Below are 26,915 nucleotides of genomic sequence, written 5' to 3'. Positions count from 1 at the left end.
TCGTAATTCGCTAAAGAGTCGACATGTTCATCAATAAAAAAGAACTTGTGAAAATCACAAGTTCTCCTCCATACCTATTAAGCACTCTGATTGCCTTCCATTTGCGTTTTATACATATCATAATAACGCCCACGCTTTTTCATTAGTTCATCATGAGACCCTTTTTCCAAAATCGTTCCTCTATCGAGCACAATAATTTGATCTGCGCTTTTAATCGTTGAAAGACGGTGAGCAATAATAAATGTCGTTCTTCCTTTTTTCACAACTTCTAGTGCTTGTTGAATCATCGCCTCTGTTTCTGTATCAATACTAGACGTTGCTTCATCTAAAATTAAGATAGCTGGATCAAAAGCGAGTGCTCTAGCAAATGAAATAAGCTGACGTTCTCCAGTGGAAAGCGTACTTCCCTTTTCTGTAATTTCTTCATTTATATTGTTTGCAAATCTTTCAGCACCAACATCATGCAATGCTTTTATGATACGCTCTTTTGAAATTTTTTCGTTCTCTAAGCTTACATTGGAAGCGACCGTCCCGCTAAATAAAAACGGGTCTTGCAATACGATTCCCATATGCTCACGAGTTGCTTGTTTCGGCATTTCTCTTACATCGTGACCATCAATCGTAAGCCTTCCTTTTTCAAACTCATAAAATTGAAAGAGTACATTCATGATAGAGCTTTTTCCTGATCCAGTATGACCGACAAGTGCCACTGTCTCGCCTTGTTTCGCTTCAAAAGAAATATTTTTTAGCACTTCATCTTTTCCATTATAAGAAAATGATACATTATCAAATTTTACATTTCCTTTTAAACGGGGCATACGTTCTTCTTCTACCGCTTCCCCTTTTTCCTCTAACAATTCAAAGACACGTTCTGATGCAACGCGCGCTTGCTCTAAGTTTGCAAGCTGGTTCACCATATTCGTAATTGGCGAGAATAATCGTGTTAAATAATCGACGAATGCATACAGTACCCCAAGTGAAATAATACCTGTAGCACTTAATGACGCACCGCCGAAATACCAAATCACTCCTGTGAAAGCGATATTTCTTAATACGGCTACTAAGTTATGCGAAGTTGCTGCATTTAAATTTAAAATTTTATTTTGATACTTAAAATAATCACCATTTAATTCTTCAAATTCTTTTTTCGTTTCACGCTCTTGACGGAACGCTTGAATAATTGGCATCCCTTGAATGGATTCATTCACTGTTCCGTTAATATCAGATAAACGAGAGCGCATTTTATGATTGTATACAGACGCGTATTTTCTATAAAGAATCGCCCAAACAATTAAAATTGGGATAATTAATAAACATAATGAAGCGAGCTTCACATCTAATAAAAATAGCGCAGCAAATATCCCAATAATATAGATGATACTAGAAACGAATGTTGCCAGCACCGTTACATATAAATCACGAATGGCCTCTGTATCATTCGTCACACGCGAAACAATTTTCCCTGCCGGTAAATGATCAAAGTACCGAATTGGCAACGTTTGAATATGAGAAAAAACATCCTCCCTCATAATTTGAATAATTTTGTTCGCTGCCTTCTGCAAAAAGAACTGCTTTCCGTATGCAAATAATGATACGACTACTAATAAAGCGAAATAGCCACCACCAAGTAATAATAGACGGTTTATTTCTGGTTTATAAAACGCAAACACTTCTTCTTTCGTTAATGCCTTCGCTTTATACACTTGCACCGCCTTACCATTTTGAACGGTAATCATATCTCCTTTTACAGTACGTGATCCTTCAATATTCACTTTATTCGGTACAAAGTAATATTGAAAACCGACTTGCATTACGCGTACTTCTTTACCTTTTGTCTCGCCTTGTTCAAAGCGATCACTTCGCTTATAAAACGCGCCATTATATGAAACAGCTTCTTCACTCTTTTCTGTTTCATACCAAGGTTTCTCTATCCCGACGATATGATCATCAATCATCGTTTTAGCGACGAAAGGACCAGCAAGCTCTGCAATGACGAAAATAAATAACATCAGCATCGCTGCAAAAATCGTCCCTTTCACTTTCATCGCGTATTGAAACAATCGTTTTGAAACGCTCATATTTTCACCCCACTATCCGCACTTTCACTTTCACCTTGTTGTCTTTCAAACTGTTCAGCATACCAGCCTCCGCTCTGGATAAGCTGAGCATGCGTACCTTCTTCTATAACTGCGCCTTCATCCATAACGAGAATCCAATCCGCATGTTGCACTGCAGATAAACGATGCGTCGTAATAATCGTCGTCTTTCCGCTTCTTTCTGTTCTTATATTTTCAATGATCGCTGCTTCCGTACGAGCATCTACAGCTGATAAAGAATCATCCAAAATTAAAATTTCTGGATTTTGAATAACAGCTCGTGCAATCGAGATCCTTTGTTTTTGCCCTCCTGATAAAGAAACACCTTTCTCTCCAACGAGCGTTTCTAACCCTTCTGGTAAAAACTCTAAATCCTTTTTAAACGCCGCAATTTCAATCGCTTTCTCGAGTTCGTCTTCAGTCGCTTCCCTATTTCCGAATAAAATATTTTCTCGCGCTGTTTTTGAGAACAAAATATGCTCCTGCGGTACATAGCCAATCCACCCGAGTACATTTTCATTCGTTATTTTATCTAATGTCACATCAGAAACTGCAATATCTCCATCTCCAAGCGGATATTGACGAAGAAGTTGACGTACAAGCGTCGTTTTCCCGCTTCCTGTTTTCCCTACAACCCCAAGCGTCTCCCCTTGTTTTAAGGTAAACGAAACCTTTTTTAAATTTGTTTCAGTTGATGAAGGATATGAAAAGGTAACGTCATCAAACTGAATATAATCCGGCTCTTGCACAAGCTTTGGATGTTTCGGATTCTTTACATCTGGCTCATACGCTAACGTTTCATTCACACGGTCAAGCGAAGCATTTCCTCTTTGCATAACATTAATTAATTCACCAATTGCGAACATCGGCCAAATCATCATCCCTAAATACACGTTAAAAGAAACGAGTTCACCAAGCGTCACCTTTGACTGGAACACAAGGTATGCACCGTACACTAAACCGATTAAATAACTAAGACCGACAAGCATTTTCACAGTTGGTTGGAATAATGCATCAATTCTCGCTACCTTCATATTTTTTTCGTAGACGTCATCTCCTAAATGATGAAATCTTTCCTCGTCTGCATTCTCTTGTACGTATGCACGAATAACGCGCACACCAGCGATTGACTCAAGTACTTTATCGTTCATATCACCGAATGCATCTTGCGCAACTGTAAATCTTTCATGCAATTTCTTTCCATATATATTCATCGCATACGCCATAATCGGAAGCGGTATAAGTGCCGCAAGTGTAAGCTCCCAACTAATTGTAAATCCCATCATAAAAACGATCGTAAGCATATATAAACTCGAATCCACGAGCGTTAATATACCGAAACCAGCTGTCATAGCGATTGCTTTTAAATCATTTGTCGCTCTCGCCATTAAATCACCAGTACGATTTTTTTGATAAAACGTCGGTGTCATTTTAAGTAAATGCCCCATAAATTTAGACCGCATCGTTTTCTCAAGTACAAATGCACCTCCAAACAATTGATGTTGCCATACAAAAGTAAGACCATACCCAACGATTGTAACCCCTATTAAAATAAGAATAGATTGCATAATAGCTTCGTTCGATAACGTTCCTGTTTTTATGTTATCTATCGTAACCCCTAACACTTTCGGGGGAATAACTTCAACTATATTCACAATTAAAAGAGCTCCAATGGCAATACTATATCTCTTCCAGTGCTCTTTAAAAAACCATTTTAACTTTAGTAATACTGATAACAATGTAACCTCTCCCTTCTCGTTCTCGTTTAATTCTCATTTCTTTATCCGCTATCCAAACCCATCACATTTACATTTCGTAACCCATACAATCTCATCACATTTTTCCACCTTCCAAAATTTTATATAGTAACATGGAAAATAAACAAAAAAAAGCATACCGCCGCTTGACGATATGCACAAAAATGCATAAAAAGCGTACGTTACGATATACGCAACGTACGCTTTTTATAAGACAAAGATGCCCTATATATCCGCACGGGTTGCGTAATGATATAAATGTTTTCTGCCATTTAACAGAGCTAAGCTCATTACATTTACGATTACAATCATTACGCACACCCCCTTCATTTATTTTCCATTTATAATCTTACAACTTTATTGAGTATTCTGTCAATTATTTTTTTACACATAAAGTAAAATTCACGAAAATGAAAATGGTTCATGACATAATAAACCAGTTTGAAATAAAAGAATGTTCTGTAAGAAAGGGCATACAAAATAAAAAAAGAATAAGAAATCGTTTTCACAAACATTTCATTTGAAAAATGTTATCAAACCCCCTACAATCACCTTATACTCACTCTTACAAGTTGCTATTTTAGGAGGACTAATCATGACAACTAGCAATACGTACAAATTTTATTTAAACGGAGAATGGAGAGAAAGCTCTTCAGGAGAAACAATCGAAATTCCATCTCCATACTTACACGAAGTAATTGGACAAGTACAAGCAATTACTCGCGGAGAAGTAGATGAAGCAATTGCATCTGCAAAAGAAGCTCAAAAATCATGGGCTGAAGCTTCCCTACAAGATCGCGCAAAATACTTATATAAATGGGCTGATGAGCTCGTAAATATGCAGGATGAAATTGCCGATATCATTATGAAAGAAGTCGGTAAAGGCTATAAAGATGCGAAGAAAGAAGTTGTTCGTACAGCTGACTTCATTCGTTACACAATCGAAGAAGCTTTACATATGCACGGAGAAAGCATGATGGGCGATAGCTTCCCTGGCGGAACGAAATCGAAACTTGCGATCATCCAACGCGCACCACTTGGTGTTGTATTAGCAATCGCACCATTTAACTACCCAGTAAACTTATCTGCTGCAAAACTTGCACCAGCATTAATTATGGGTAACGCTGTTATTTTCAAACCAGCAACTCAAGGTGCAATTAGTGGTATTAAAATGGTTGAAGCACTTCACAAAGCTGGCCTTCCAAAAGGTCTTGTAAACGTAGCTACAGGACGCGGTTCTGTAATTGGTGACTACTTAGTAGAACACGAAGGCATCAATATGGTATCGTTCACAGGTGGTACAAACACAGGTAAACATTTAGCGAAAAAAGCTTCAATGATTCCACTTGTATTAGAACTTGGTGGTAAAGATCCTGGTATCGTTCGTGAAGATGCTGACTTACAAGATGCTGCAAACCATATCGTAAGCGGTGCATTCTCTTACTCTGGTCAACGTTGTACAGCTATTAAACGTGTACTTGTACACGAAAACGTAGCGGACGAGCTTGTTAGCTTATTAAAAGCGCAAGTAGCTGAACTATCAGTTGGATCTCCAGAACAAGACAGCACAATCGTTCCATTAATCGACGACAAGTCTGCTGACTTCGTTCAAGGCTTAGTTGACGATGCTGTTGAAAAAGGTGCTACAATCGTTATCGGTAACAAACGTGAGCGTAACTTAATTTACCCAACATTAATCGACCACGTAACAGAAGAAATGAAAGTTGCTTGGGAAGAGCCATTTGGCCCAATCCTTCCAATCATCCGCGTTTCTTCAGACGAGCAAGCAATTGAAATTGCTAACAAATCAGAGTTCGGCTTACAAGCAAGTGTCTTCACAAAAGACATTAACAAAGCATTTGCAATTGCTAACAAAATCGAAACTGGTTCTGTTCAAATTAACGGACGTACAGAGCGCGGCCCTGATCACTTCCCATTCATCGGTGTAAAAGGTTCAGGTATGGGCGCACAAGGTATTCGTAAAAGCCTTGAGTCTATGACACGTGAAAAAGTAACTGTATTAAACTTAGTTTAATCTTATAAAAAGAAGCTGATTTATTTTTAGATCAGCTTCTTTTCTATATAAATACTTCCAAAAAACGGAGTATTTAGTTCTACTTCCGATTTGGTTTTCCAAATCGAACTAAAACATGCCATAATAATTTTAATTCCTGAAGCACTTCTTCATAAGTTCCACGATCACTCCAAGATAATGGATTGCGTTTCAAATCCACTACAGCAGAGCCAATTATATTTGCATCGATACAATTATTCCGTGCAATACGTCTTGCTAAAGATGGCATTTTTGAACCTCTAAAATCCATCGGAACTTCGTCTACCATAAGTACAAAACCGATGTGCCAATATAAATCAATAGCATACTTCAGGCAAATTTCTTCTAAAACTCTTCCTACATCCGTACCCTTAAATGAAGGATCTGCAACAAGCACCTCTACGTCTTCTTTAAGAGAAATCTCTCCATGAATCTGCGCTTCAATATAATGATTAAGATTACGGGCTGGCTCTTTGCTTACTAAATCTATAAACGGCCTTTTCAGATTAGCCAATAAATGATTAATTATTATTGTTGGAGTCAAATTTCCTTCACCAATTGCAAAATCTCTTACGAATGCCTCTTCCAAAAGAGCAGCTAAAATCATATCAAACTCCTCATAAGTCCCCTTTTCTTTCGGATCTTGATGTGAATCTAAATATGTATATGTAGAGCGCGAAGAAACTTTTGGAGATAAGAGAAAATAACAGGATCCAAAACGCGGAGCCGGCCCATCTGGATGTAACATCAAATTTAGCGCTCCGTATTTTGGACGTTGATCATTCGTTACGCCTTCTAATTGATATGCCCCTCCAAATATTCTCTTTTCCCAAAGGTCACGTTCACCACCAGGGTAAGCAGATACGCTTCCATTAGATAGCAACGTTTCAAATTGACTTTTATATATTCCTTGTTCAAGCAATGCTTCAGCAACACTTTTCATACTCGAATCTAGTCTGTCTGGATGAAAGTGTAAAGCAATCCTTGCATGAGATTTTAAATTAGCGACAGCTTCTTCAAATATTTCATCTGTAATATTACACATGTTAAGTATATGATTAATTGTTGCTTTAGCCCCACGTTTTTCGTTCTCTGCATATTTTGAAATATACTCTAAAGCAAATAATTGAGATCTTGATAATTCCATAATCAAACCTCTCCTTTAATTAAAATGACCTTAATCATTTCAATTAAAAGCTTATTCTTTCCTTCTTATGAAACGAACCTGATTTATTTAAAAAAGTAATTTACTAAATCTTAATTATGCATACACGCATTTTTCATAGGCAAATGTACACATTCTACAGAAATTTGATACCCTAGCCATCGTTCAGCAATATGTTCAAATGATAAAACAGATCCCGTTGTAAAAAAGCGATGCTTCGGATTCAGATTGTCAGACAAAATTCCTTTGTGCTGTAAAATGGTACTTAACTCTATCGCTGTTTCTTCTGCAGAACTAATAATCGTTACATCTTCTCCTAGTTCCTTTTTTATATAGGACTCTAAAAGTGGATAATGCGTACACCCAAGAATTAACGTATCTATATCTTCTTTCGTTAATGGAAGTAAAGCTTGTTTCACTTGCTGCGTGACATATGCTATATCTTCTAATCGATTTTCTACAACTGTAGCTAAAGTCGGACACGCATGACTATACACTTCCAAATATGTATCAAGCTCATGTAATGCTTTTTCATACATATTAGATTTTATCGTACCTACAGTTCCAATTACTCCGATTTTCTCTTTCTTTGTTACTTTAATTGCCGCTCTTGCTCCTGGATGTATAACGCCAATAACTGGAATGGAAAGTGCTTCTTGCAGCACAGTCAATGCAGCAGCTGCAGCAGTATTACATGCTACGACTAGCGCTTTTAATGGAAACTGTTTGAGGAACTCAACCATTTCAAATACGAAAGATTGCACCTCCTATACACTTCTTGGCCCATACGGGCAACGCTTATTATCACCAACATAATAAATGCTTTCTTTAGGCAATTGTCTTATAATTTCGCTCGCAACTGTTAATCCCCCAACTCCCGAATCTAACACACCTATTACTGAATGTTTATGATATACAGACATTTACTTCATCCCCTTTTCAATCATCTAGCGCTAATAACATGTATTATATTACGAAAATTCAAATATCACATAACAATCCCTCTTACTTCTAATCACAAACTCTTCTCTATAATCTGATTATTACTATATCCATTGACGTATAAAAATACATTTGTTACTCTTAAATACGTTAATTTAATATTTAAATCCTCATTCGTATCTCGGTGAGGTAGAGGTTGCAGTCATTAAGAGTATCATTTCAGGAGATGTAGTGGCATTGATGAAGGAATGAGAAAGGAATGATTGCCGAAGTAAGTTGTGTCCACCATGCACGCTTGCTGGGTCTGCATTTAATAAGTGCAGAACTGTCACAAACGCTTCGTTTGTGGAGAGCTATCGAGAGGTATGTCGTGGGTTTCTTATAAGATAGAAAGCATGTAGCGGCAGATTACGTGCTTTTTTTGTTTTGTTTGGGACTTCTCTTCTTTACTAAGAAGACATACATATCTCCTCGCTTGACTTGGTTATACTAACTTTGGAGGTATTTTCTATGCAACAAAAAAAATGGGGCTTTTGGGTACTAACAGCTTTCGTTGTCGGTAACATGGTTGGCGCTGGTATTTTCATGGTGCCAAGTACGTTAGCACAAACAGCAAGCCCTCTCGGTGTCACTTTAGCTTGGTTAACAACAGGGTTTGGTGTTTTAATGCTAGCTCTTGTTTTCGGTAATTTAGCAATTCGTCGTCCTGATTTAACGACAGGACCACAAAGTCATGCATATGCCTTATTCTCAACACCAAAAAAGAAAAAAATGGCTGGTTTCAGTATGGTATGGGGATATTGGGTTGCAAACTGGGCAAGTAACGTTGCCATCATTACATCATTTGCGGGATATTTATCACTCTTCTTCCCAATTATGAAAGATACACGACTACTATTTTCAATCGGTTCTTTTAACATAGAAGTCGGAAAACTAATTACATTTACTATTTGTTCCATCTTACTTTGGGGAACTCATATTATATTAACAAACGGTGTAAGCGGAGCTGGAAAACTAAACTTCTTAGCAACAACAACGAAAGTAACTGGATTCCTTTTATTCATCGTCGTTACTTTATTTGCATTCGAAGCTTCTAAGTTTGGACAATGGTACACACCGATGATCGATAAATCAGGTGTATCACACGGTCTTCTTTCACAAGTAAATTTAGCTGCTCTTACAACGCTTTGGGCGTTTATCGGAATTGAATCAGCCGTTCTTTTATCAAACCGTGCTGTTTCTCCAAAAACGGTAAAACGTGCAACGGTTGCAGGATTACTTATTACAGTTGCCATTTACTTAGGAATTACAATTTTAACAATGGGTGTACTTCACGTTGATAAATTACAAGCTTCTGAACGTCCATTAGCAGATGCACTAAATGCTGCAATGGGTCATGGCGGCGGGAAACTGATGGCATTACTTGCTCTTACTTCCCTGTTCGGTTCTATCTTAGGCTGGATTTTATTAAGCTCAGAAGTACCTTATCAAGCAGCAAAAGAAGGTTTCTTCCCTTCCTTCTTCACGAAAACAAATAAAAAAGGAAGTCCAATTTACTCATTACGATTAACAAACATTATGTCGCAAGTATTCCTATTCTCAACATTATCAGGAACCATTGCGGAAGCTTATACATTCGTTATTACCGTATCGACACTGGCCTACCTCATTCCATATCTCGTTTCACCAATCTTCCAGTTAAAACTAGTCGCAACTGGTGAAACATATAAAAATGAAATGCGGGCAAGAATTACAGATGGCATAGTTGCAGTTATCGCACTTTGCTACGCACTATGGGTTATTAAAACCGGCGCATCCGATATAAAAACGTTCCTTCTCGGAATTGGTTTATTCGTAATTGGATTTGCTTTCTATCCATTAATGAATCGTGATCAGAAAAAAAATAACGAAAAGAAAAACGGGCAAGTTGCATAACGCAATTTGCTCGTTTTTTCTTTTGTAAAACATATATAATAGAACAAAGAGGTGAAAAACATGTCAATCGAATCGCTATGGAGCAGTCGCTTCCAACAACATATTCAAAATATCATTACATACTTTGCACGTATGATTAACGGTTTACTATATAGCTTTATCTTTATTTCATGCGTTGGTGCATATTATTATGCTCAGTTTCTAAAAGCATCTCCTTCTAAAGGAATATCTTTAATAATTATAACGATTGTACTTACATTCATTATAACGAGATGCCCTATCCGTACATTTATTCAAAAACCTGATGCTGTCTATTTACTAGCACTAGAAGAGAAATTAACATCTTATTTCAAAAAATCTCTTCTATACAATTACATCATTCAGCTTTTCCCATTATTATTTACGTTCCTTATTCTCGTTCCACTTGCTATGCAATCATTGCAATTAACGGTTCCTTTTTTATGTACAATCTTTATCATGTTAATGATTACGAAAGCCTGGAACATGTACATACATTGGATGTGGCGTGATAGTCACGAAAAAAACATATGGCTAATCATTCGTATTACTTGTAACGCCCTAATCATTTTCATGCTGTTTTATTCCGCAAATGTTCTCATATTGGGCGGACTACTCTTACTACTTGCTTTCCTACTTCTATATACGAAAAAACAGCCTACAAAACGAATACCTTGGGATTACATAATCGAGCAAGAAGAAAAAATGAACGTTCGTTTTTATCAATTTGCTAGCATTTTCACAGATGTTCCGCAACTGAATAAACAAGTAAATAAAAGAAAATGGCTTACAAATTGGATTGAACCTTTATTACATAAAAAACGAGCAACTTTCTTCTACTTACATACACTAGCATTTTTACGTGGAAATGATTATTTCGGTATATATATTCGCTTAGGATTGATCGGTGCTTTCGCCTTATATTTCATACCAAATATATACGTAAAAGGCGCTATCGCTTACATCGTTCTATATATGATTTCTATGCAGCTCCGTTCACTGTGGAAATATTTTTCGGGAAATATTATTGTAGCATTATATCCAATCCATACTGAAGAAAGGATGAAGCAATTTCTTAGCTTAATCTTTATATTGCTAAGCATTCAACTCATTGTATTTTCGAGTGTTATACTCATTGCTACAGGTCAATTTTTACATAGCCTTATCATTATGATTGTCGGGTTACTCTGGATCAAATTTATTATTGTACCAAAAACGAAGCAACGCGTTTCTTCGTTTTAACGAAAAGAAATATCTTAAAAACCAAGGAGCAAATAAATTATCTCCTTGGCTTTTTTATTTTGCTTCCTCAAACAAGAATCACTGAAACAACCGATATTTTATGATTTTTACATACAAAAACGATAATACATGTTTACGTCCTAATAAAAAGGGTATTTATTAAATTAACAGAGCAAAGAAAGTGGAGGGAATGAAAAAATATGAATTAAAGTTTCACTTTATAACAGGCATTGCTCAAGGATGATTCTGGAACCGACAATATAATGTAAGGAGCTGAATGCAATGAGTAAAAAAATTGCTATTTTAATAACGGATTATTTCGAGGACACAGAATACACAAAGCCGGTAGCAGCTTTTAATCAAAAGGAATATGAATTAACAACCATTGAAATGGAAAAAGGGAAAACAGTACACAGTAAGCAAGGAAAAAGTGAAGTCGTCATTGATAAAAGTATTGATGATGTTTCTCCAGAGAACTTTGATGCCCTCTTCATACCAGGTGGATTTTCCCCTGATATACTCCGTGCAGATGAGCGTTTTGTACGCTTTAGTAAAGCATTTATGGATGCGGAAAAACCTGTTTTCGCTATTTGTCACGGACCTCAGCTACTCATCACTGCACAAACACTTGAAGGACGTGATGTAACTGGATATAAATCTATTGAAGTCGATTTAAAAAATGCCGGCGGGAACTTTCATGACAAAGAGGTTGTCGTATGTCAAAATCAGCTAGTCACAAGTAGACAGCCAGAGGACATCCCAGCGTTTATTGAAGAATCGTTGCGTATATTAGGATAACTACTTTGGTTAACTAACCTCCTTTTATTTACATGAAAATAATTAATCAGTGGGGTTTTATTCATCCCCCCACTGATTAATTAGCCCTCACCAACTGGTCGTTTACAGGAAATCCGACCACCACAAATAGCAAGATAAATAAAAAGAGGGGAATCCAAAAGTTCAGTTTTAATGATCTTTTGGATTCCCCCCTTTTCTCACCCAAAAATTCCTTATCACTTTTCATAGGCAGTTCTCATATAGTGAAAATGACTATATAATTCCTATCCATAAGTTAAATAATGATTTCGCACATATATAAATACAAAAGATGGGAGCCTTATTTATGAATAACAATCCACCTTCAACGCCCCCAAATGCAACGGAAACGAATAATAATGAAGTGAGCTTACAAACGTTACGCGTCATTGGGCTTATTGTACTGATTAGTGGCTACATATTAGTCGCTCTTTCTGAAGTAGGAACATTAAAAAATCTTTTGCTACAGCCGAATACCACTCCAAATTTAGCTGAAGTTGATCCGTTCTAAAAATTATATAAAAAGCGAATCCCAGTATAGCTGGTTCGCTTTTATATAGTTTCATCCAATTTGAGAAACATTTCTCTCATCCTCATACTTCTCTTTCCCTATCGCTTTCATAAATAGTAAAATACTGCTCATACCAACGATAAAGTACAGAGCACTCATGCCCCAAGATGCAATAAATGAACCTAGCATAACACCTAATGCCCCGTTCATTTTTGCCACTTGAAAGACCATTCCGTTAATCGCCATATAAGAACCTCTTGCCTCATTTGGCACCATATCTGCCATAATAGATTGACGCACTGGCACATACATCATCTCACCTACCGTTTGGAAAAGCCCTGCAATTAATAAAATCCATAAGCTATTGCTCGTTCCGAGTATTGTAAATCCAATTGTATAAATGAATAAACCTACATATAAGATTTTCAAATCGTTGAAGCTTTTCAGCATTTTAATAAGAAGTGCTGAACATAACACAACTAAAATTGTATTCTCTGCAGAAATCCAGCTCAGCATTCGAATACCCGTTAAATCAAACGTAAAACCATTACTGAAGAAAAATTGTACTGTTTCAAATTCCTTCTGCAAACGTACCCCTAAATAATTATTAATTTGAAACTCTAACGATAATGTACATATACTCGCTGCACAAAAAATTAAAAACGCTCTATCTTTCATTACGACTTTATAACTATCCGCCATATCTTTTAATATATTTTTCTTCTCCACCGTTTTTCTCGCTACATACACTTCTTCCATATATACAGCCATTACATATAAAGTAATAATTGCAACAAGAGTTAATACGATAAACAATTGTAATCTATAGTTTTCAAATAGTAATCCACCAAATATTGCTCCAATTGCAATGGATAAATTAATCGCCCAGTAGTTAATGCTGTACATCACTTTTCGATTTTCAGGTGTACTCACATCAATTAACATCGCCTCTGTCGCAGGATTCATAAGTCCAGAGCCTAAACTATTCACTAACATAAACACAAATGTTAGCCATGGTGAGTCAACGTAATCCGAATTCGCAACTCCCATACAAGCAATGGAAATGACTTGTATACTTTGACCGATAATCATAACCTTTTTACGCCCAAGCCGGTCTCCAACATATCCACCGTATAAACCAATTACTAATGAAGCTATGACATTAATAAGTAGTAACGCACCAGCAATCGCACTACCTAACTTTATTGAAAAATAAATCGCCATAAATGGAAAAATCATCGTGGACACAGTACGTGTTAAAAACGAAGTTATAATTCTAATTTTTATATTTCGATGCATACTCCAAAATTCCATTGTTTCCCCCTCCTTATGCTTACTTATTTTACTTTGAAAAAAAGGAAGAAAAAGGTTAGAATATTCTAAAGAGTTTCCCCTTTTATGATAGAAGGAAGTGTATATATGAAAATTATGGAATATTACATTAGACTAAGACTACATGCACAAGATCAACAACATATGCGAAATAGCTTACAAGAATTAGCGGATGTTTTATATTGCAGTACGAAAAACGTAAAGATTTTATTAAAGAAAATGAGCGAGGAACAATTAATTCGCTGGACTCCAGGTCGAGGCCGCGGAAATAAAACGGAAATTCTATTTGTACATAATTTCGTAGAAGCAATTGAATCCCATACAGATGAACTGTTAGCGCAAGAAAAATTAAAGGATGTTTTTCTTCTTTTAAAAGAACCCCTACCCCTTGCACTTCAAAAAAAGATAGAGAATAAACTACATCATCATTTTGGATACGAACCTTCAAATGATATGTACGACGTATTAAAGATTCCTATATCGAGAAAGATTTTCCCATTAGATCCGGCTTTTGTGGCTGTAACTACAGAGAGCCATCTTACGAGTCAAATTTTTGATACGTTAGTCGTCTATAACGATGTTACTGAAAAAATGGAGCCTCACATTGCGCATACGTGGGAATTAAGTGAAGATGGACTTACGTGGACCTTTTATTTACGAAAAGATATATATTTTCATAACGAAACAATTTTAACTTCTAAAGATGTACAATTTTCATTCGAAAGACTAAAGCAAGTTCAATCCCCTTTCGAATGGTTAACAGAAGAAATTATTCAAATTGAAACACCATCACCACTGCAAATTCGATTCCATTTAGCAAAACCAAATTTATTTTTCTTACACTATGTAAGTTCCATGCAGCTCGCAATTTTACCGCGTGATACGAGTATTCAAAATCATCATTATATAGGTACTGGACCTTTCAAACTTGCTCATTACTCTGAAGATAATATCGTACTCGAAGCGTTCAACCATTATTTTAAAGAGCGCGCGTTATTAGACCGTATTGAATTTTGGGGTATTCCTGACCATGTGCAAATAGATGCTGATTATGAACTACCAAACGAAGAAGAAAATGAAAGGTACGACATACAAGTAGAAGAAATAGGCTGCATTTATGCTGGCTTTAACTTTACAAAACCTGGTCCCCACCACGACATTTACTTTCGAAAAGCTTGGAGAGAACTATATGATGTTGAAACGATACTTCGTAGCATAGAGGGTAGACGAACAATTGCTGCATCAAGCTTTTTCCCTGATAGAAGCCGCCTTGCAACAAGAAGATCCTACTCTTTAGAAAAGGCAAAAGAGTATTTGCAAAAGAGTACATATAATGGAGAAACGATACATATTTACTTCTTCGCATTTAAAGATAGTGCAAATGATGCATATTTCTTAAAAGAACGATGTGAAAGTTTAGGTATACAAGTAGAGCTTCACCCATTTCCCGTTTCAGATTATATGGATCGCTCTATTGATAAACATGCTGATATTATTTTCATGGGAGAAGTCTTTGCTGCCAATCATGAAATTGCATTCTTAAATGTATTTAAAAATAAAAGTTGCTTCGTAAATCGGTTCATGGACCCGCACTACGAAAAACAAATTAACTGTTTACTAGATACATTTTTACTAGAAGAAAATAAAGAAAAGCGTTATGAACTCATGTATGAGATTGAAGAGTTTTTACAAGCAGAACACATCATTTTATTTAACTATCACGTTTTAAAAAGAAAAACATACCCTTCTTCTTTAAAAAACGTAACAATTGATTCATTTGGTTGGGCAAATTTTGCGAAGTTATGGATACAGCCATCCACGTATTAAAGTGTGAGTTTTTATAAAAGGAGAAGGTACTACATCCTTAGTAGTACCTTCTTCACATACAAATATAAACTATTATTTAATTACTCTATCTAAGTGATCTTTCAAGTTCAATAAATATTGTTCTATATCCGGATTCTTCACCACATCATAACAAGCAAAACTCTTTAACGGACTCATACCGAGAAACTTTTGCACGCGGTGTAAATGACTAAGCGCTGATTCTAAACTTTCTCCTTCAAAGAACTTCGTCTTATCTCCAAATGCTTTTTCAGGTGCATTCCAAGTTGTAGAGAACATATACTCTTTCTCTTTTAATAAACCACCTGTTCCATATTCATCTGCACCTTTAAAGAACAAACCGTATTCATATACTTCATCCATATACGTTTTAAATAAGCCTGGAACACTAAACCAATAAATCGGTGTTTGATAAATAACAACATCGGCCCATAAAAACTTATCTTGTTCTTCTTTAATATTGTAACCATCTTGAATCGTTGTTGTTTTCACATGATGATTCTCGCCTAATACAGTAACCATATAATCTACTAACGTTCTATTTAATCGTCCTTCCTTTGTACCGTATTTTTCATGTCCATTTATAATAAATATATTTTTCATCGTTTTTCTCTCCCCTATATGATCTACTCTTCGGCTATTAAGCCGAGTTGCTGCTGTAGTGTAAGATTATCTTCTAAATGCCAATCTTCCGTTATCTTTCCGTCTTTCACATGTAAAATATCAATCGCAAAAAAATTAATTTTCTTACCATTATGCGTTCCTGTAAAAGAAAGACGGGCTGTTACTTTATCACCAACAACTAATAAGTCTTCAATCTCGCAATGTATATCAGGCACAACTTTACGAAAATTTTGCGCTGCAAACTTTAATCCTTCAATGCCTTGTGGTCGCCCTTTCGGCAATGTATTATCGAAGAAATCTTTAGTAACAGTCTGCGGAATAAGTTCCTCCTTACCTGTATCCCAAAATGCATAAAAACGCTGCGCCGCATGAACCATTTCTGTCGCTTCTTTTTTACTTAGTGAGGGATCGATTGTCATTGCTTTTGGCTTTGGCATTTCTTTTAATAACTGGACTTCAGTTTTCTCTTCCACACCGCATGCTACAAGCACAATACAAATAACAAACAAACTAAGAACTCCAAATAACTTTTTTATCCCCATGGAAATCACCACCTCCTTATATAAATCCTCTTTGTTTCGTATTGCTATTGTATATGCAATAACTTCCTTTATGGAAGTAGTGATATTTTTTTCATATAGTTACCAAAAGTATAGTTTTGTGATACTATAAAGCAAATTCATCCAAAAAAATTTTATGGAGGCTAGTTCCATGAACAATATAGATCCAACTGAATTAACGAAAGGTTTACCTGGCATACCTTGTCCTATCGCTAAAACGCTTGATGTAATTAGTACAAAATGGACGTTTTTAATCATTCGTGATCTTCTTATCGAAGGAACATTACGCTTTAGTGATTTACAAAAATCAATGGATGGTATTAGTCCAAAAACATTATCGCTTCGACTAAAAGAATTAGAGTCTCAAGGCATTATAACGAGAAAAGTATATCCAGAAGTTCCGCCTCGTGTAGAGTACACATTAACGGATAAAGGAAAGCAATTAGAGGGGATTTTTATTGAATTAAAACGGTTTGGATTAAGTTTATAAAATGAAACCTTAATCAGGATAAAACAAAAACCCCTTACCGTCGTAAGGGGTTTTATTACTTCGCAAAACTTTCAGCCAACTGTTTCTCTCTCCACATAAATGTAATGCCGAGACCAACTATTAAAACAACGCCTGAAAATGCATATGGATAATGAATATTCATATCAAATAATATTCCGCCCATCGCTGGTCCTGCAATATTGCCTAAACTCGTATAAGTCGAGTTCATACCAGCAACGAATCCCTGTTCTTTTCCAGCTGCTTTTGACAAAAACGTCGTTAAAGCTGGACGAAGTAAATCAAATGCTAAGAAAATGAAGCAAGTAACGAGAAGTACAAGCCAATAATTAGAGACTACAGTTGAGACGAATGCTAATACTGCACCTACAATTAAACATATTTGGATTAATACTTTTTCACCGAACATGTCTACCAATTTGCCAAACATAAATACTTGCACAACTACCCCAAAGATTGAACTAATTGTAATAATTGCTGCAATATCTTTCGGCGAGAAACCAAATTTATGATCAGAGAACAAGCTAAACACTGTTTCATATGCTGATAATCCGAATGCGAGTACAAATACGATAATAAATGCAATTGCATACATTGGATGTAATGATTTCTTTAAATCACCAATAAAACTTGATTCTTTCGTATTAGAAGAAATCTCTGCAAGTTCTTCTTTCGTTAACGGTTCTTTTAAAATAAATATCGAAATCACACATGCTATAAAGGCAATTGCTGCTGCAACGAAAAACGGCACACGTATACCGTATTCTGCAATAAATCCGCCGATTCCAGGCCCTATAATGAATCCAGTACTAATCGCTGCAGATAAGTATCCCATTGCCTTTGGACGTTCCTGAATAGATGTAATATCCGCAACATATGCCGTAACACCAGGCATAATAAACGCAGCACTAATTCCGCCTAACACCCTTGCTACATAAAGCATCCATACATCTTTTCCCAATCCAAAAAGAAGCTCTGAAACACCAAAAATAAATAATCCAATGATTATCATTTTCTTCCTACCGTAAAGATCAACCCACCGGCCTGTAATAGGTGAAGTAATGAGCTGTGCCATTGCAAATACTGCAACGAGATATCCCATCGTCTTCCCTGTTAAATGCATATCATTCATAAAGGACGGCATAACCGGAATGATTAATCCAATCCCTAAAAAAGCGATAAATATATTACTCAAAAGAATGACCAATACCATCTTTTGTTCTTTTATCGGTTTCTTCACTTTTTAACACCTCTTCCCGTAAGTTCCTCTCAAAAAATAATACCCAAGAAGCTTTTTCTTTATCCTGCTCTTTGCGGGCTAGTAATGAGTGAGGATGCCTCCACTCATTAGAATTTCACTCTATCCTTCCACACATACATAAGCATTAGGTGAATGACTATCATTCAGTTTTCCTCAAAAATGAACCTACCTTTTCAGACAGGTTCATCTTACTACTTCTTTATATGTAGTGCATGTGTTAAAAAATCTAGTACTTCTGCCTTTTGCAAATCCACTTGATCATCATCTTTATGATCATATAAATAAACTTGTTCCGCTGCTGATTCAACAAGAGCGATAAATAACTTCGCTGTTCGTTCTGCGTGAACCGAATCACGAATTTCACCAGCTTCTTTCGCCTCACTTAAAAATTCGCTTAACCACATATAAAGAGGCTCATACACAGCTTCCCACTCTTTTATATGTTCTGTAGATGCAAGACCCGCATACATTAAAGCTTGTATTTCACGGTATTCCTCTATAAATTGAAACACCGCATCGATTACTTGTGCCACTTTATTTGAAAAAGGTACATCTTTTTGTACTTTCTCTTTCACTGCAAGTATCATCTTTTCAACCATCACTTCTGCTATTGCAGGCATAACAGATAGCTTAGAAGGAAAATATAAATAGAAAGTTCCTTGCGCAATGCCAGCTAATTTCACGATATCAGAAATCTTCGTTTTTTCGACGCCCTTTTCCTGAAACACTTCAATCGCTGCATAGACAATTTTCTCTTTTTTATTCATCATCTAAACCCTTTCACACGCATATTGAATGACTGTCACTCATTTTATAAGATAATCGATTGTACTGTCAATGATAGTGAACTCTAAGAGGAAATCATTTTTTTATAATAAAATCTCCTAATAAACAATTAGGAGATAAAAATACAATATATCTTTAAGAAAGTGCCTTTAATCCTGTCACTCCACATACAATAAGAAACACACTAATAATACGCGCTTTACTTTTCGACTCACCAAACAAGAACATGTTTAACAAAACTGCACCTGCTGTTCCAATACCAATCCAAACCGCATACGCGACACTGACTTGTAAAAATAAGAAAGATGTATACAAGAATGCGAAGGATGTAGCAAACCCGCCTATATAAATCGCACCATTGGCTAATGTTTTATCTTTACTATACATTTTAAGTCCTATCACACCGACTATTTCACTAATTGCAGCACAAAATACGAAAAACCAACCCATCTTTAAGCAGCTCCTTCCACAGTTTCTTCTTTATTATCAGCTAGCTTTAAACCGATAACGCCAGCTACAACCATCACGATAAAGAATAACTTCCCTACACTGAAACTTCCGCCGAAAAGAAATACATCCATTAAGAAAGTACCTACCGTACCAGCTCCGGCGAAAACAGCATATACAGTCCCTGTTGCAAGATGTTCACACGCTTTAGAAAGGAAGTGAAAATCAACAGCGATAACTCCTAAAATAATAATCCAATGCCACCAAGTATTAGCCGTATTAAAACCAAACACCCAAAAAATTTCAAAAATACATGTTAATATGACATATAACCAAGCTCTATTTTTCATGCCTCTCACCCCTCATGACTGACTATCAGTCATTTTGTTTTAAAAAAATATACTCTTTCATCAATACTATATAAAAACAACTATCATCCTCATTTACCATTGTATTTGTTCCATTTCTAAGCTAACTGCATCCTGTCACATAAAAATGACTGAATGTCATTCATATATATTGTACATGAACATTTTAAAAACTGTCAATGCCGAAAGTTTATTTAAAATTTCTTTCATCCGATTTGTATATTTCTCAATAATCTGTCAATACTGCTAGTAACATAATATTTTCTCCACTCCCCCTTGGAGAGATCCCTTGAATGGAGCAGTTAGCTTTTGCTAGCTGCTCTTTTTTATTTGTCCGCACACTATGATGAAATACTCATAGATCAACCATCTATTTATTTTCCAATGAGTTTTTGTATGCACTAATTTTATTCTCAAGCATCTTCTCTGTAACTTCTAAGTTTTCTCTTTGAATCTGAATAGATTTCCTATGATCTTCTAGGAGCTGTAAACGAGCTTCTGTTGTATGCTCCCCTTCTGTATATAATCTAGCGTATTCTCTTATTTTCGCTATTGGCATTTGCGTTTGTTTTAATTTCATTACAAACTGCAACCACTTTATATGTGACTCTTCGTAAAGTCGATTTCCATTTGTATCACGATTTGCAATTAATATATTTTCCTTTTCATAATAACGTAGTGTATGTGTGCTCATGCCTAATAACTTTGCTACCTCGCTAATTGTGTACATACTAAAACTCCCTTCACATGCTTACCCTCATATATTTTATAACCGTATCAAATTTATAAAAAACATTTGACTTAGAGTATACTCTAACAAATACAATCTAACCATAAATGAATTTGAATTTAGGGGGATTTTATATGAAATACACGGTTATTACTGGTGCAAGTTCCGGAATTGGTTATGAAGCAGCTTTAGCATTTGCATCTCGCGGAAAAAATTTAGTACTTGTAGCTCGAAGACAAGAAGAATTAAACGGATTAAAATTGAAAATTAACGAAATGCATCCTGAGTTGGATGTTGTCATTCGAAAAACTGATTTATCTGTGACTGAAGATGTTTATAAACTTTATGAAAGCCTACAAGCTTTTCAAATTGAAACGTGGATTAACAACGCAGGTTTTGGTAATTTCGCCTCAATTGCTGAACAAAATTTAAATAAAATAGAGACGATGTTGCATGTCAATATAGAAGCACTAACAATACTCTCTTCTCTTTTCGTTCGAGATTATTCAATGGTTGATGGAACACAGCTTATTAACGTTTCATCGGGTGGCGGATACACGATTGTTGCTGATGCTGTTACGTATTGCGCTACGAAATTCTATGTAAGTGCCTTTACAGAAGGGCTGTCTCACGAACTGAAAGAACAAAGCGCAAAACTGCAAGCAAAAGTTTTAGCTCCTGCTGCAACTGAAACAGAATTTGCGAAGCGTTCATTTGATATTGATGAATTCCAATACGATAATGTTGTACCAAAATTCCACACTGCAAAACAAATGGCACAATTTATGCTCGATCTTTATGATAATGATAAAGTTGTAGGAATTGTTGACGGTTTAACGTATAACTATGAACTTAAAGATCCACTTTATAATTTTGCCGTGAGACAAAAGAATTCAAATTCTTAATAACCTGTCCATTTCTTATGGAAATATATATTCCCACTATATATGTAAATAATAGTGGGAACTTTTTCCCAATAAATTTTTCATCCAACATACCGCACCATCGCCACTTCATCACAATAATCCACCTTTGGGCAATGTCTACAATCAATCCATACTTTCTCTGGCAACGTTTCTTTATTTACAAAATCAAATCCACACTTTTGAAAAAATACTGTTTTATATGTTAAGGAAATTACTCTTCTTACATTTATTTTCGTAGCTTCCTCCATTACATGATTTACGAGCATACGCCCTATCCCTTTCCCTGCATATGTATGCGAAACTACTAACGATCGTATTTCTGCAAGATCTTCCCCTAATACATGTAATCCAGCAACTCCAACAATTCTCTCGTCTTCTTTCATAACATATAAACATTGCAAATATTGATAAAGAGACAAAAGAGAACGTGGTAAAACAACTCCCTCTTTTGCATAAACCTCAATAAGACTATAAATTTCTTTCACATCACTCGTCACCGCATTACAGATTTTCATATTACATCCCCTTGCCCTCGATATTAATATTTATAACTTCAAATGAATTTTAATTCATAATTTTATATAATAATACATCTCTCTTTTCTCCTCGTCAATCAATTTATACAAACAAAAAACCAAGCAATCTAATTGATGCTCGGTTCCTCATTTCGTATCGGCAATACCGTCGAATATTTAATTTCACGAAGTGCTAAACTTGTCTGTATCCTTGTAATACCAAGCTTATTCAGCTTTCTAATAAACTGCTCTAGTTCTTTACGATCACGATTTGCAACCTTTAATAAATAATCGTACTCTCCTGTTAAACAGTGACATTCTAACACTTCCGGCATCGATTCTAATTCTTTCTCCAACACTTCCAGCTTGTCAAATTGATGAATATTTGTACTCATAAAAATAAAACATAATAAATCAAACCCAAGCTTTTCTTGATTTAAAATCGCAACTTGCTTATCGATGAACCCTTCCCCATCTAACCTTTTTATTCTTGCATGCATCGCAGCCGGTGATAAATTAACGCGACGTGCCAGCTCTGCATTACTTACTTGTGACTCCTTCTGCAATATATCTAAAATTTGTACATCCAAATCATCCAACACTTTAATAACAGACGACTCCATTACAATTCCCCCTTTTTTCTTACCGATGATTATTCGAAAAAACACCTTATAATTTATCCAAAACTGAATATCATTCTGTAAATATCATTCACAGATAAATATTTTATCGAGTTTTTACCATTATACAAAAGAATATATTATACAATAAAGAAAAATGCTAAAATTATTTACAATTCGTATTGATTATAAAAAAGGGGATTTTAGCATGCCTTATTTTTACGTCTTTTTACTATTACTAACGAGCTTATTATGGGGAGGAAATTTTGTCGTTGGAAAATCACTCGTCGATCATGCATCGCCGATGACACTGACAAATTTAAGATGGATGATTGCGATTGTTTGTTTATTACCAATGGTATGGTTTAAAGAAAAGAAAATCCTTCCACCACGTACCGCAATACTTCCTTTAATATTGATGGGAATTTCAGGGGTCGCTCTTTTTAACATCTTTCAATTTTTAGCATTAGAAAAAACATCCGCTACGAATGTAGGTCTTATCTCTACTTTGAATGCAATTTCAATCGCATTATTTTCAGTATTATTTCTAAAAGAAAAAGTAAATACACTTCAAATCCTATCCATGATTCTTTCATTCTTCGGGGTTATCCTCGTCCTATTAAAAGGTGATTTCTCGCTTTTATTTTCACTACATTTTAATAGCGGTGATTTATGGATGATTGCAGCAGTCTGTATTTGGGGAATCTATTCTGTTTGTAGTAAATGGGCAACAAAAACAACTACACCACTTATGGCAACGTTGTACTCTGGTATTTTCGGCGTTATTTTATTACTCCCGTTTAACATAGGTAGCTTCACTGTTTCAAATATAAATACTTCTTTCATCACATCACTTTTATATACCGGGCTTATTTCGACAGTTCTTTGTATGGTATTTTGGAATATTGGTGTACAAAAATTAGGTGCAACTACATCAGGTATTTTTCTAAACTTCAATCCAATTTTCACAGCCATTTTAGCATTCATATTCCTCGGAGAAGAATTAACGTGGATACAAATTTTAGGAACAATTGTCGTTGTAACAGGATGTTATTTATTTTCTCATTTCAAAACTGTCGCTGTTCAGCCAACTAGAGCTTTAATGCGAAAACATTCTTAATGAAAAAACATCGTCATCCAAGTGGCGATGTTTTTATTTACTCTTCATTTCTTTTATATACTGTTTTTCCTCTTCTGGCGATAAACGTTCCGTCGCCTTGCCAGTATCTCCACCTTGAAGGCTCCATAAAAAGTTATGTTCCTCAACGGTTTGAGAAAAATCTCCTTTTTCCCATCTATTTATAATAGAAAATAACTTCATTTTATATTGAAAACCTGTACTATTTTCAATATCTCTTTTTACATTAGAAATTTCCTTTTTTGACATTTCTACAAATCCCCATTTTTCAGAGGATTTTACCTTTTGGTGGACCATTTTATGCATAGTAGAAATAATTTCACCTTCACTAATTTGCGGAGCTTCTTCTGCAGCTTTTTTCTCTTTTTCGTTTGCCGCTCGCTCGGTTTGAATATTTGTATTTTCTTTTTCCACATATGCAAGCAATTTCTTTCCGCCAACTATAGAAGAGATGATTACCATAATGGTAATACATATACCTACAATCCATTTAAAAAGCATTAGCTCTTCATCGCTTCCCTAACAATATGACTATCTACATATTGCTTAAACTTCACGATTTTTCCATTTTCAAGCTGCCATACATGAACAAATTCTGCTTCAAATGATTTTCCTGTTTCTTTATAAACTCCAGAATACATACCTTCAGCAATGATTACATCTTTTCCGTTTACTTCATGATATGTATTTACACTTGCTTTATAATCATCCCATTCTGATCCTAAACGGCTAAATACATTTTCCATTATAGCTTCTACGCCTTTATATGTTCCGCCGTACGGGAAACCTTCTGCCTCTGTCCATTCCACTTTTTCAGAGAAGGCTTTTGCTAAATGCTTTGCATTCGAAGAAGCTGATCCTTCATACGTGCTTTGAATAATTTCTAAATTTGATTTAGGCATATTACTTCCTCCCGTTTATTTATTTTCACACAAGACGTAACCAATGTAGTTACATCTTGTGTGAAAAAATATTTAAATTGTTTCATTCGCAATTCATTAGTTGTAATCATTATAGTTACAATAATTCTTCAAGTCAACAATTTATAAATAAAATTTACTTCGTTTTCATTACTTTCTCTTTTAAGAAACGATCTACATATCCTTCTGCTTTTACTACGAATAAATACGCACCCATTGATAATAATGCAAGATCTAATTCATATCCTGGATTCTTTCCATCTCCTAATAAACCTGCTGCTCCATTTACCTTTACGATAGCTCCAGCTAAAATAAGAGCGAATAACAATCCTACATATCGTACACCTAAACCGATAATTAATAATATACCACCAACTAATTCTACAGTTGCTACGCCGTATGCAAGGCCACCTGGTAAACCGATGCTTGTAAACCATCCTGCTACATTATCGATACCTGATTGAAACTTTGCTAAACCGTGTGCAAAGAACGTAACTCCTAACACGATACGAATAATTAAATTCCCAATATATTGATTCATTTTGAACTCTCCTTTTTGTTTTGTTATGGTGAACTTTTATTCACAAGTCAAAACAATACGGTATTTTATTTCATTCGTCAAATACTTTTTTAAAGAAAACAAAAAACATTATCCCTTTTACGGATAATGTTTTCTTACAAAATAGCGCTAATTCAAGCTTTTATTCTATCGCATAGAAAAAGTTGAAACATTTTTCCAGCACCAATATAAGGCAGTAAAGAAACGTCCTCTTCCACAACCATTCCAAAAACATTCACTTTCTCATCTACAGGTAAATCATGTGTAGCAACTTGCATCTCCCCTGCATATCTACCGTACAATTCATTATCAATTGTAATGCTGCCTTTCTTTCTTACAATTGTATGCATCGGCTGTAAAACCACTCTGTTTCTTTCCCTTGATTCTACAGATCGAATAACATCACGAGCCGAATCTAGTCTATTTGTATGCACTTGCTCCACCACTTTTAATACTTCTTTATCAGTTATAAATGATTTGTAACGCAATGGAATAATCCCTCTACTCGCACTAGCTACTTCTTGCATACTTTCCAAACTTGCGCTTATATCTCCAATCAATACTTTATCAACACCACAATCTTGAACAAGTTCTAAATACGCTTCAAGCGGGCGCATATTGCGATGTTTTTCTAACGTTGGTAACCCTTCATATAACGGACCTCGTTTTTCCGCATCTCCTGGAATAAATGCCATCGTCTTTATTCCGCACTTCTGTAAATATTGATTTTGTTTTTGTAAGAAGGACTTTGCTAGTCCTGTCTCTGGACGTGGGTAAAAATTATGCCATGCTTCTACATTCTCTACTCTTATATGTTCTGCAAGTAATTCTTTCCAAAATGAATTTGTAATCGTACTCGCATTTAAAGCTACTTTCATCTTATGAGATACGCTTGCAATTTCTTTTGGCGCAATGCCGTAATCCATTCTTAAACCGGTAATGCCCCAGTCCAATAGCTCTTCCACATTTTCATATGTTAGCCCTAAATGGTGTAACGATTTTGGAGAAACATCAACCATTAGCTCCATTTCATGTGCAAGAGCTTGTTTCCCTAATATTTGAATTAACTCTTTATACGTATTTGGATCATCTTCTGGAATGTGCAGTGATGTAAAAATAGATGTAAACCCATTTTCCTTCGCTACTTTTAACCACTCTTCTTGTTTCTCTACTCGTTCTTTTGAAAGATAAATGGAAACTCCGATCATATAAATCTCCCTTTCTATTAATAGAAAAAGAGA

At 35.5% G+C, this 26,915-nt stretch carries 26 protein-coding genes, 1 pseudogene and 1 riboswitch; of the genes and pseudogenes, 9 read left to right on the top strand and 18 right to left on the bottom strand.

All coding sequences use genetic code 11. The features are described 5' to 3' along the window. Positions 1-77: 77 nt before the first annotated feature. Both ACTJJY_RS17720 and ACTJJY_RS17715 read right to left on the bottom strand, forming a co-directional pair. Positions 78-2,078 (bottom strand): ABC transporter ATP-binding protein, encoded by a 2,001-nt coding sequence (locus ACTJJY_RS17720; protein ID WP_440606145.1) that lies wholly within the window; start codon positions 2,076-2,078, stop codon positions 78-80. Then, positions 2,075-3,835, bottom strand: coding sequence for an ABC transporter ATP-binding protein (locus tag ACTJJY_RS17715; protein ID WP_440606144.1), 1,761 nt, complete (start codon positions 3,833-3,835; stop codon positions 2,075-2,077). The genes ACTJJY_RS17720 and ACTJJY_RS17715 overlap by 4 nt, the downstream gene beginning before the upstream one ends. 613 nt (positions 3,836-4,448) lie before the next feature. Here ACTJJY_RS17715 and gapN point away from each other — a divergent pair. After that, on the top strand, positions 4,449-5,888 hold the full coding sequence (gene gapN / locus ACTJJY_RS17710; RefSeq protein WP_000213634.1) for an NADP-dependent glyceraldehyde-3-phosphate dehydrogenase: 1,440 nt from the start codon (positions 4,449-4,451) through the stop codon (positions 5,886-5,888). A gap of 79 nt (positions 5,889-5,967) precedes the next feature. On the opposite strand, the gene ACTJJY_RS17705 is transcribed toward gapN, so the two are convergent. Both ACTJJY_RS17705 and racE read right to left on the bottom strand, forming a co-directional pair. Then, positions 5,968-7,053 carry a DUF3626 domain-containing protein gene (locus ACTJJY_RS17705; protein WP_440606143.1) on the bottom strand — a complete coding sequence of 362 codons (1,086 nt, stop codon included), beginning with the start codon at positions 7,051-7,053 and terminating at the stop codon, positions 5,968-5,970. Between the two features lie 110 nt (positions 7,054-7,163). Next, positions 7,164-7,994: pseudogene (gene racE, locus ACTJJY_RS17700) on the bottom strand (glutamate racemase). 201 nt (positions 7,995-8,195) lie between these two features. After that, a riboswitch (Lysine riboswitch) is annotated at positions 8,196-8,377 on the top strand. 146 nt (positions 8,378-8,523) lie between these two features. Between racE and ACTJJY_RS17695 the strand changes: the two are divergent. From ACTJJY_RS17695 to ACTJJY_RS17680, 4 genes are all read left to right on the top strand, one after another. Then, positions 8,524-9,948 carry an amino acid permease gene (locus tag ACTJJY_RS17695; RefSeq protein ID WP_001186292.1) on the top strand — a complete coding sequence of 475 codons (1,425 nt, stop codon included), beginning with the start codon at positions 8,524-8,526 and terminating at the stop codon, positions 9,946-9,948. Between the two features lie 60 nt (positions 9,949-10,008). Further along, entirely contained in the window at positions 10,009-11,208 is a 1,200-nt protein-coding gene (locus ACTJJY_RS17690; RefSeq protein WP_440606142.1) for an ABC transporter permease, read from the top strand. 282 nt (positions 11,209-11,490) lie between these two features. Then, entirely contained in the window at positions 11,491-12,006 is a 516-nt protein-coding gene (locus tag ACTJJY_RS17685) for a type 1 glutamine amidotransferase domain-containing protein (protein WP_440606141.1), read from the top strand. Positions 12,007-12,331: 325 nt separating this feature from the next. Continuing rightward, entirely contained in the window at positions 12,332-12,535 is a 204-nt protein-coding gene (locus ACTJJY_RS17680; RefSeq protein ID WP_023521249.1) for a hypothetical protein, read from the top strand. A 51-nt stretch (positions 12,536-12,586) separates the two neighbouring features. Here the strand turns inward: ACTJJY_RS17680 and ACTJJY_RS17675 are convergent, their stop codons facing one another. Beyond that, positions 12,587-13,849 (bottom strand): MDR family MFS transporter, encoded by a 1,263-nt coding sequence (locus ACTJJY_RS17675; protein WP_440606140.1) that lies wholly within the window; start codon positions 13,847-13,849, stop codon positions 12,587-12,589. A gap of 84 nt (positions 13,850-13,933) precedes the next feature. Between ACTJJY_RS17675 and ACTJJY_RS17670 the strand changes: the two genes are divergently transcribed. Next, positions 13,934-15,694, top strand: coding sequence for an SgrR family transcriptional regulator (locus tag ACTJJY_RS17670; protein ID WP_440606139.1), 1,761 nt, complete (start codon positions 13,934-13,936; stop codon positions 15,692-15,694). 72 nt (positions 15,695-15,766) lie between these two features. Here the strand turns inward: ACTJJY_RS17670 and ACTJJY_RS17665 are convergent, their stop codons facing one another. Beyond that, positions 15,767-16,315, bottom strand: coding sequence for an NAD(P)H-dependent oxidoreductase (locus ACTJJY_RS17665; protein ID WP_006917044.1), 549 nt, complete (start codon positions 16,313-16,315; stop codon positions 15,767-15,769). 23 nt (positions 16,316-16,338) lie between these two features. Further along, the gene (locus ACTJJY_RS17660) at positions 16,339-16,878 is read right to left on the bottom strand and encodes an ester cyclase (RefSeq protein ID WP_440606138.1); all 540 of its coding nucleotides are present in this window, start codon (positions 16,876-16,878) and stop codon (positions 16,339-16,341) included. 169 nt (positions 16,879-17,047) lie between these two features. Between ACTJJY_RS17660 and ACTJJY_RS17655 the strand changes: the two genes are divergently transcribed. Beyond that, a complete protein-coding gene (locus ACTJJY_RS17655; RefSeq protein WP_440606137.1) occupies positions 17,048-17,386 on the top strand; it encodes a winged helix-turn-helix transcriptional regulator in 339 nt (112 codons plus the stop codon). A gap of 55 nt (positions 17,387-17,441) precedes the next feature. On the opposite strand, the gene ACTJJY_RS17650 is transcribed toward ACTJJY_RS17655, so the two are convergent. The 5 genes from ACTJJY_RS17650 to ACTJJY_RS17630 all read right to left on the bottom strand — a co-directional run bounded on the left by ACTJJY_RS17650 (position 17,442) and on the right by ACTJJY_RS17630 (position 20,996). Continuing rightward, positions 17,442-18,644, bottom strand: a complete 1,203-nt coding sequence (locus ACTJJY_RS17650) for an MFS transporter (protein WP_440606136.1) — start codon at positions 18,642-18,644, stop codon at positions 17,442-17,444. Between the two features lie 212 nt (positions 18,645-18,856). After that, the gene (locus ACTJJY_RS17645) at positions 18,857-19,435 is read right to left on the bottom strand and encodes a TetR family transcriptional regulator (RefSeq protein WP_440042445.1); all 579 of its coding nucleotides are present in this window, start codon (positions 19,433-19,435) and stop codon (positions 18,857-18,859) included. A gap of 151 nt (positions 19,436-19,586) precedes the next feature. Continuing rightward, entirely contained in the window at positions 19,587-19,901 is a 315-nt protein-coding gene (locus ACTJJY_RS17640; RefSeq protein WP_000539671.1) for a DMT family transporter, read from the bottom strand. Between the two features lie 2 nt (positions 19,902-19,903). Then, on the bottom strand, positions 19,904-20,248 hold the full coding sequence (locus ACTJJY_RS17635; RefSeq protein WP_000796022.1) for a DMT family transporter: 345 nt from the start codon (positions 20,246-20,248) through the stop codon (positions 19,904-19,906). A 388-nt stretch (positions 20,249-20,636) separates the two neighbouring features. Next, positions 20,637-20,996 carry a MerR family transcriptional regulator gene (locus ACTJJY_RS17630; RefSeq protein WP_000288061.1) on the bottom strand — a complete coding sequence of 120 codons (360 nt, stop codon included), beginning with the start codon at positions 20,994-20,996 and terminating at the stop codon, positions 20,637-20,639. Positions 20,997-21,130: 134 nt separating this feature from the next. Between ACTJJY_RS17630 and ACTJJY_RS17625 the strand changes: the two genes are divergently transcribed. Further along, positions 21,131-21,901: an SDR family NAD(P)-dependent oxidoreductase gene (locus ACTJJY_RS17625; RefSeq protein ID WP_078994542.1), complete on the top strand. Its 771-nt coding sequence runs from the start codon at positions 21,131-21,133 to the stop codon at positions 21,899-21,901. 80 nt (positions 21,902-21,981) lie between these two features. Here ACTJJY_RS17625 and ACTJJY_RS17620 read toward each other — a convergent pair whose 3' ends face one another. Together ACTJJY_RS17620 and ACTJJY_RS17615 are read right to left on the bottom strand one after the other, a co-directional pair. Further along, on the bottom strand, positions 21,982-22,437 hold the full coding sequence (locus ACTJJY_RS17620) for an N-acetyltransferase (RefSeq protein WP_440606135.1): 456 nt from the start codon (positions 22,435-22,437) through the stop codon (positions 21,982-21,984). 128 nt (positions 22,438-22,565) lie between these two features. Next, positions 22,566-23,060, bottom strand: a complete 495-nt coding sequence (locus tag ACTJJY_RS17615) for an Lrp/AsnC family transcriptional regulator (RefSeq protein WP_000446098.1) — start codon at positions 23,058-23,060, stop codon at positions 22,566-22,568. Positions 23,061-23,265: 205 nt separating this feature from the next. On the opposite strand from ACTJJY_RS17615, the gene ACTJJY_RS17610 reads away from it, so the two are divergent. Then, positions 23,266-24,177: a DMT family transporter gene (locus ACTJJY_RS17610; RefSeq protein ID WP_001146238.1), complete on the top strand. Its 912-nt coding sequence runs from the start codon at positions 23,266-23,268 to the stop codon at positions 24,175-24,177. 33 nt (positions 24,178-24,210) lie between these two features. Here the strand turns inward: ACTJJY_RS17610 and ACTJJY_RS17605 are convergent, their stop codons facing one another. From ACTJJY_RS17605 to ACTJJY_RS17590, 4 genes are all read right to left on the bottom strand, one after another. Continuing rightward, positions 24,211-24,696 carry a PRK06770 family protein gene (locus ACTJJY_RS17605; RefSeq protein WP_106823056.1) on the bottom strand — a complete coding sequence of 162 codons (486 nt, stop codon included), beginning with the start codon at positions 24,694-24,696 and terminating at the stop codon, positions 24,211-24,213. After that, positions 24,696-25,097, bottom strand: a complete 402-nt coding sequence (locus ACTJJY_RS17600; RefSeq protein WP_440606134.1) for a nuclear transport factor 2 family protein — start codon at positions 25,095-25,097, stop codon at positions 24,696-24,698. Before ACTJJY_RS17600 ends, ACTJJY_RS17605 begins: the two co-directional genes overlap by 1 nt. 154 nt (positions 25,098-25,251) lie before the next feature. Then, entirely contained in the window at positions 25,252-25,656 is a 405-nt protein-coding gene (locus tag ACTJJY_RS17595; RefSeq protein ID WP_001077751.1) for a DoxX family protein, read from the bottom strand. 152 nt (positions 25,657-25,808) lie between these two features. Continuing rightward, positions 25,809-26,882, bottom strand: a complete 1,074-nt coding sequence (locus ACTJJY_RS17590; protein ID WP_440606133.1) for a DUF871 domain-containing protein — start codon at positions 26,880-26,882, stop codon at positions 25,809-25,811. Between the last annotated feature and the right edge of the window lie 33 nt (positions 26,883-26,915).

It is taken from the genome of Bacillus sp. 22475, assembly GCF_052044835.1.
Lineage (GTDB): Bacteria > Bacillota > Bacilli > Bacillales > Bacillaceae_G > Bacillus_A > Bacillus_A cereus.
The sequence above is the reverse complement of the archived record's forward strand: the minus strand, read 5'-3'. Positions and strand labels throughout refer to the sequence as shown.

Coding starts and splice junctions, on each gene's coding strand:
- ACTJJY_RS17670 (WP_440606139.1), top strand. CDS start 13,934: ATGATAGAAGGAAGTGTATATATGAAAATTATGGAATATTACATTAGA.
- ACTJJY_RS17685 (WP_440606141.1), top strand. CDS start 11,491: ATGAGTAAAAAAATTGCTATTTTAATAACGGATTATTTCGAGGACACA.
- ACTJJY_RS17695 (WP_001186292.1), top strand. CDS start 8,524: ATGCAACAAAAAAAATGGGGCTTTTGGGTACTAACAGCTTTCGTTGTC.
- ACTJJY_RS17720 (WP_440606145.1), bottom strand. CDS start 2,078: ATGAGCGTTTCAAAACGATTGTTTCAATACGCGATGAAAGTGAAAGGG.
- ACTJJY_RS17705 (WP_440606143.1), bottom strand. CDS start 7,053: ATGGAATTATCAAGATCTCAATTATTTGCTTTAGAGTATATTTCAAAA.
- gapN (WP_000213634.1), top strand. CDS start 4,449: ATGACAACTAGCAATACGTACAAATTTTATTTAAACGGAGAATGGAGA.
- ACTJJY_RS17605 (WP_106823056.1), bottom strand. CDS start 24,696: ATGCTTTTTAAATGGATTGTAGGTATATGTATTACCATTATGGTAATC.
- ACTJJY_RS17620 (WP_440606135.1), bottom strand. CDS start 22,437: ATGAAAATCTGTAATGCGGTGACGAGTGATGTGAAAGAAATTTATAGT.
- ACTJJY_RS17610 (WP_001146238.1), top strand. CDS start 23,266: ATGCCTTATTTTTACGTCTTTTTACTATTACTAACGAGCTTATTATGG.
- ACTJJY_RS17640 (WP_000539671.1), bottom strand. CDS start 19,901: ATGGGTTGGTTTTTCGTATTTTGTGCTGCAATTAGTGAAATAGTCGGT.
- ACTJJY_RS17690 (WP_440606142.1), top strand. CDS start 10,009: ATGTCAATCGAATCGCTATGGAGCAGTCGCTTCCAACAACATATTCAA.
- ACTJJY_RS17625 (WP_078994542.1), top strand. CDS start 21,131: ATGAAATACACGGTTATTACTGGTGCAAGTTCCGGAATTGGTTATGAA.
- ACTJJY_RS17635 (WP_000796022.1), bottom strand. CDS start 20,248: ATGAAAAATAGAGCTTGGTTATATGTCATATTAACATGTATTTTTGAA.
- ACTJJY_RS17675 (WP_440606140.1), bottom strand. CDS start 13,849: ATGGAATTTTGGAGTATGCATCGAAATATAAAAATTAGAATTATAACT.
- ACTJJY_RS17590 (WP_440606133.1), bottom strand. CDS start 26,882: ATGATCGGAGTTTCCATTTATCTTTCAAAAGAACGAGTAGAGAAACAA.
- ACTJJY_RS17680 (WP_023521249.1), top strand. CDS start 12,332: ATGAATAACAATCCACCTTCAACGCCCCCAAATGCAACGGAAACGAAT.
- ACTJJY_RS17615 (WP_000446098.1), bottom strand. CDS start 23,060: ATGGAGTCGTCTGTTATTAAAGTGTTGGATGATTTGGATGTACAAATT.
- ACTJJY_RS17630 (WP_000288061.1), bottom strand. CDS start 20,996: ATGTACACAATTAGCGAGGTAGCAAAGTTATTAGGCATGAGCACACAT.
- ACTJJY_RS17595 (WP_001077751.1), bottom strand. CDS start 25,656: ATGAATCAATATATTGGGAATTTAATTATTCGTATCGTGTTAGGAGTT.
- ACTJJY_RS17645 (WP_440042445.1), bottom strand. CDS start 19,435: ATGATGAATAAAAAAGAGAAAATTGTCTATGCAGCGATTGAAGTGTTT.
- ACTJJY_RS17660 (WP_440606138.1), bottom strand. CDS start 16,878: ATGGGGATAAAAAAGTTATTTGGAGTTCTTAGTTTGTTTGTTATTTGT.
- ACTJJY_RS17655 (WP_440606137.1), top strand. CDS start 17,048: ATGAACAATATAGATCCAACTGAATTAACGAAAGGTTTACCTGGCATA.
- ACTJJY_RS17665 (WP_006917044.1), bottom strand. CDS start 16,315: ATGAAAAATATATTTATTATAAATGGACATGAAAAATACGGTACAAAG.
- ACTJJY_RS17600 (WP_440606134.1), bottom strand. CDS start 25,097: ATGCCTAAATCAAATTTAGAAATTATTCAAAGCACGTATGAAGGATCA.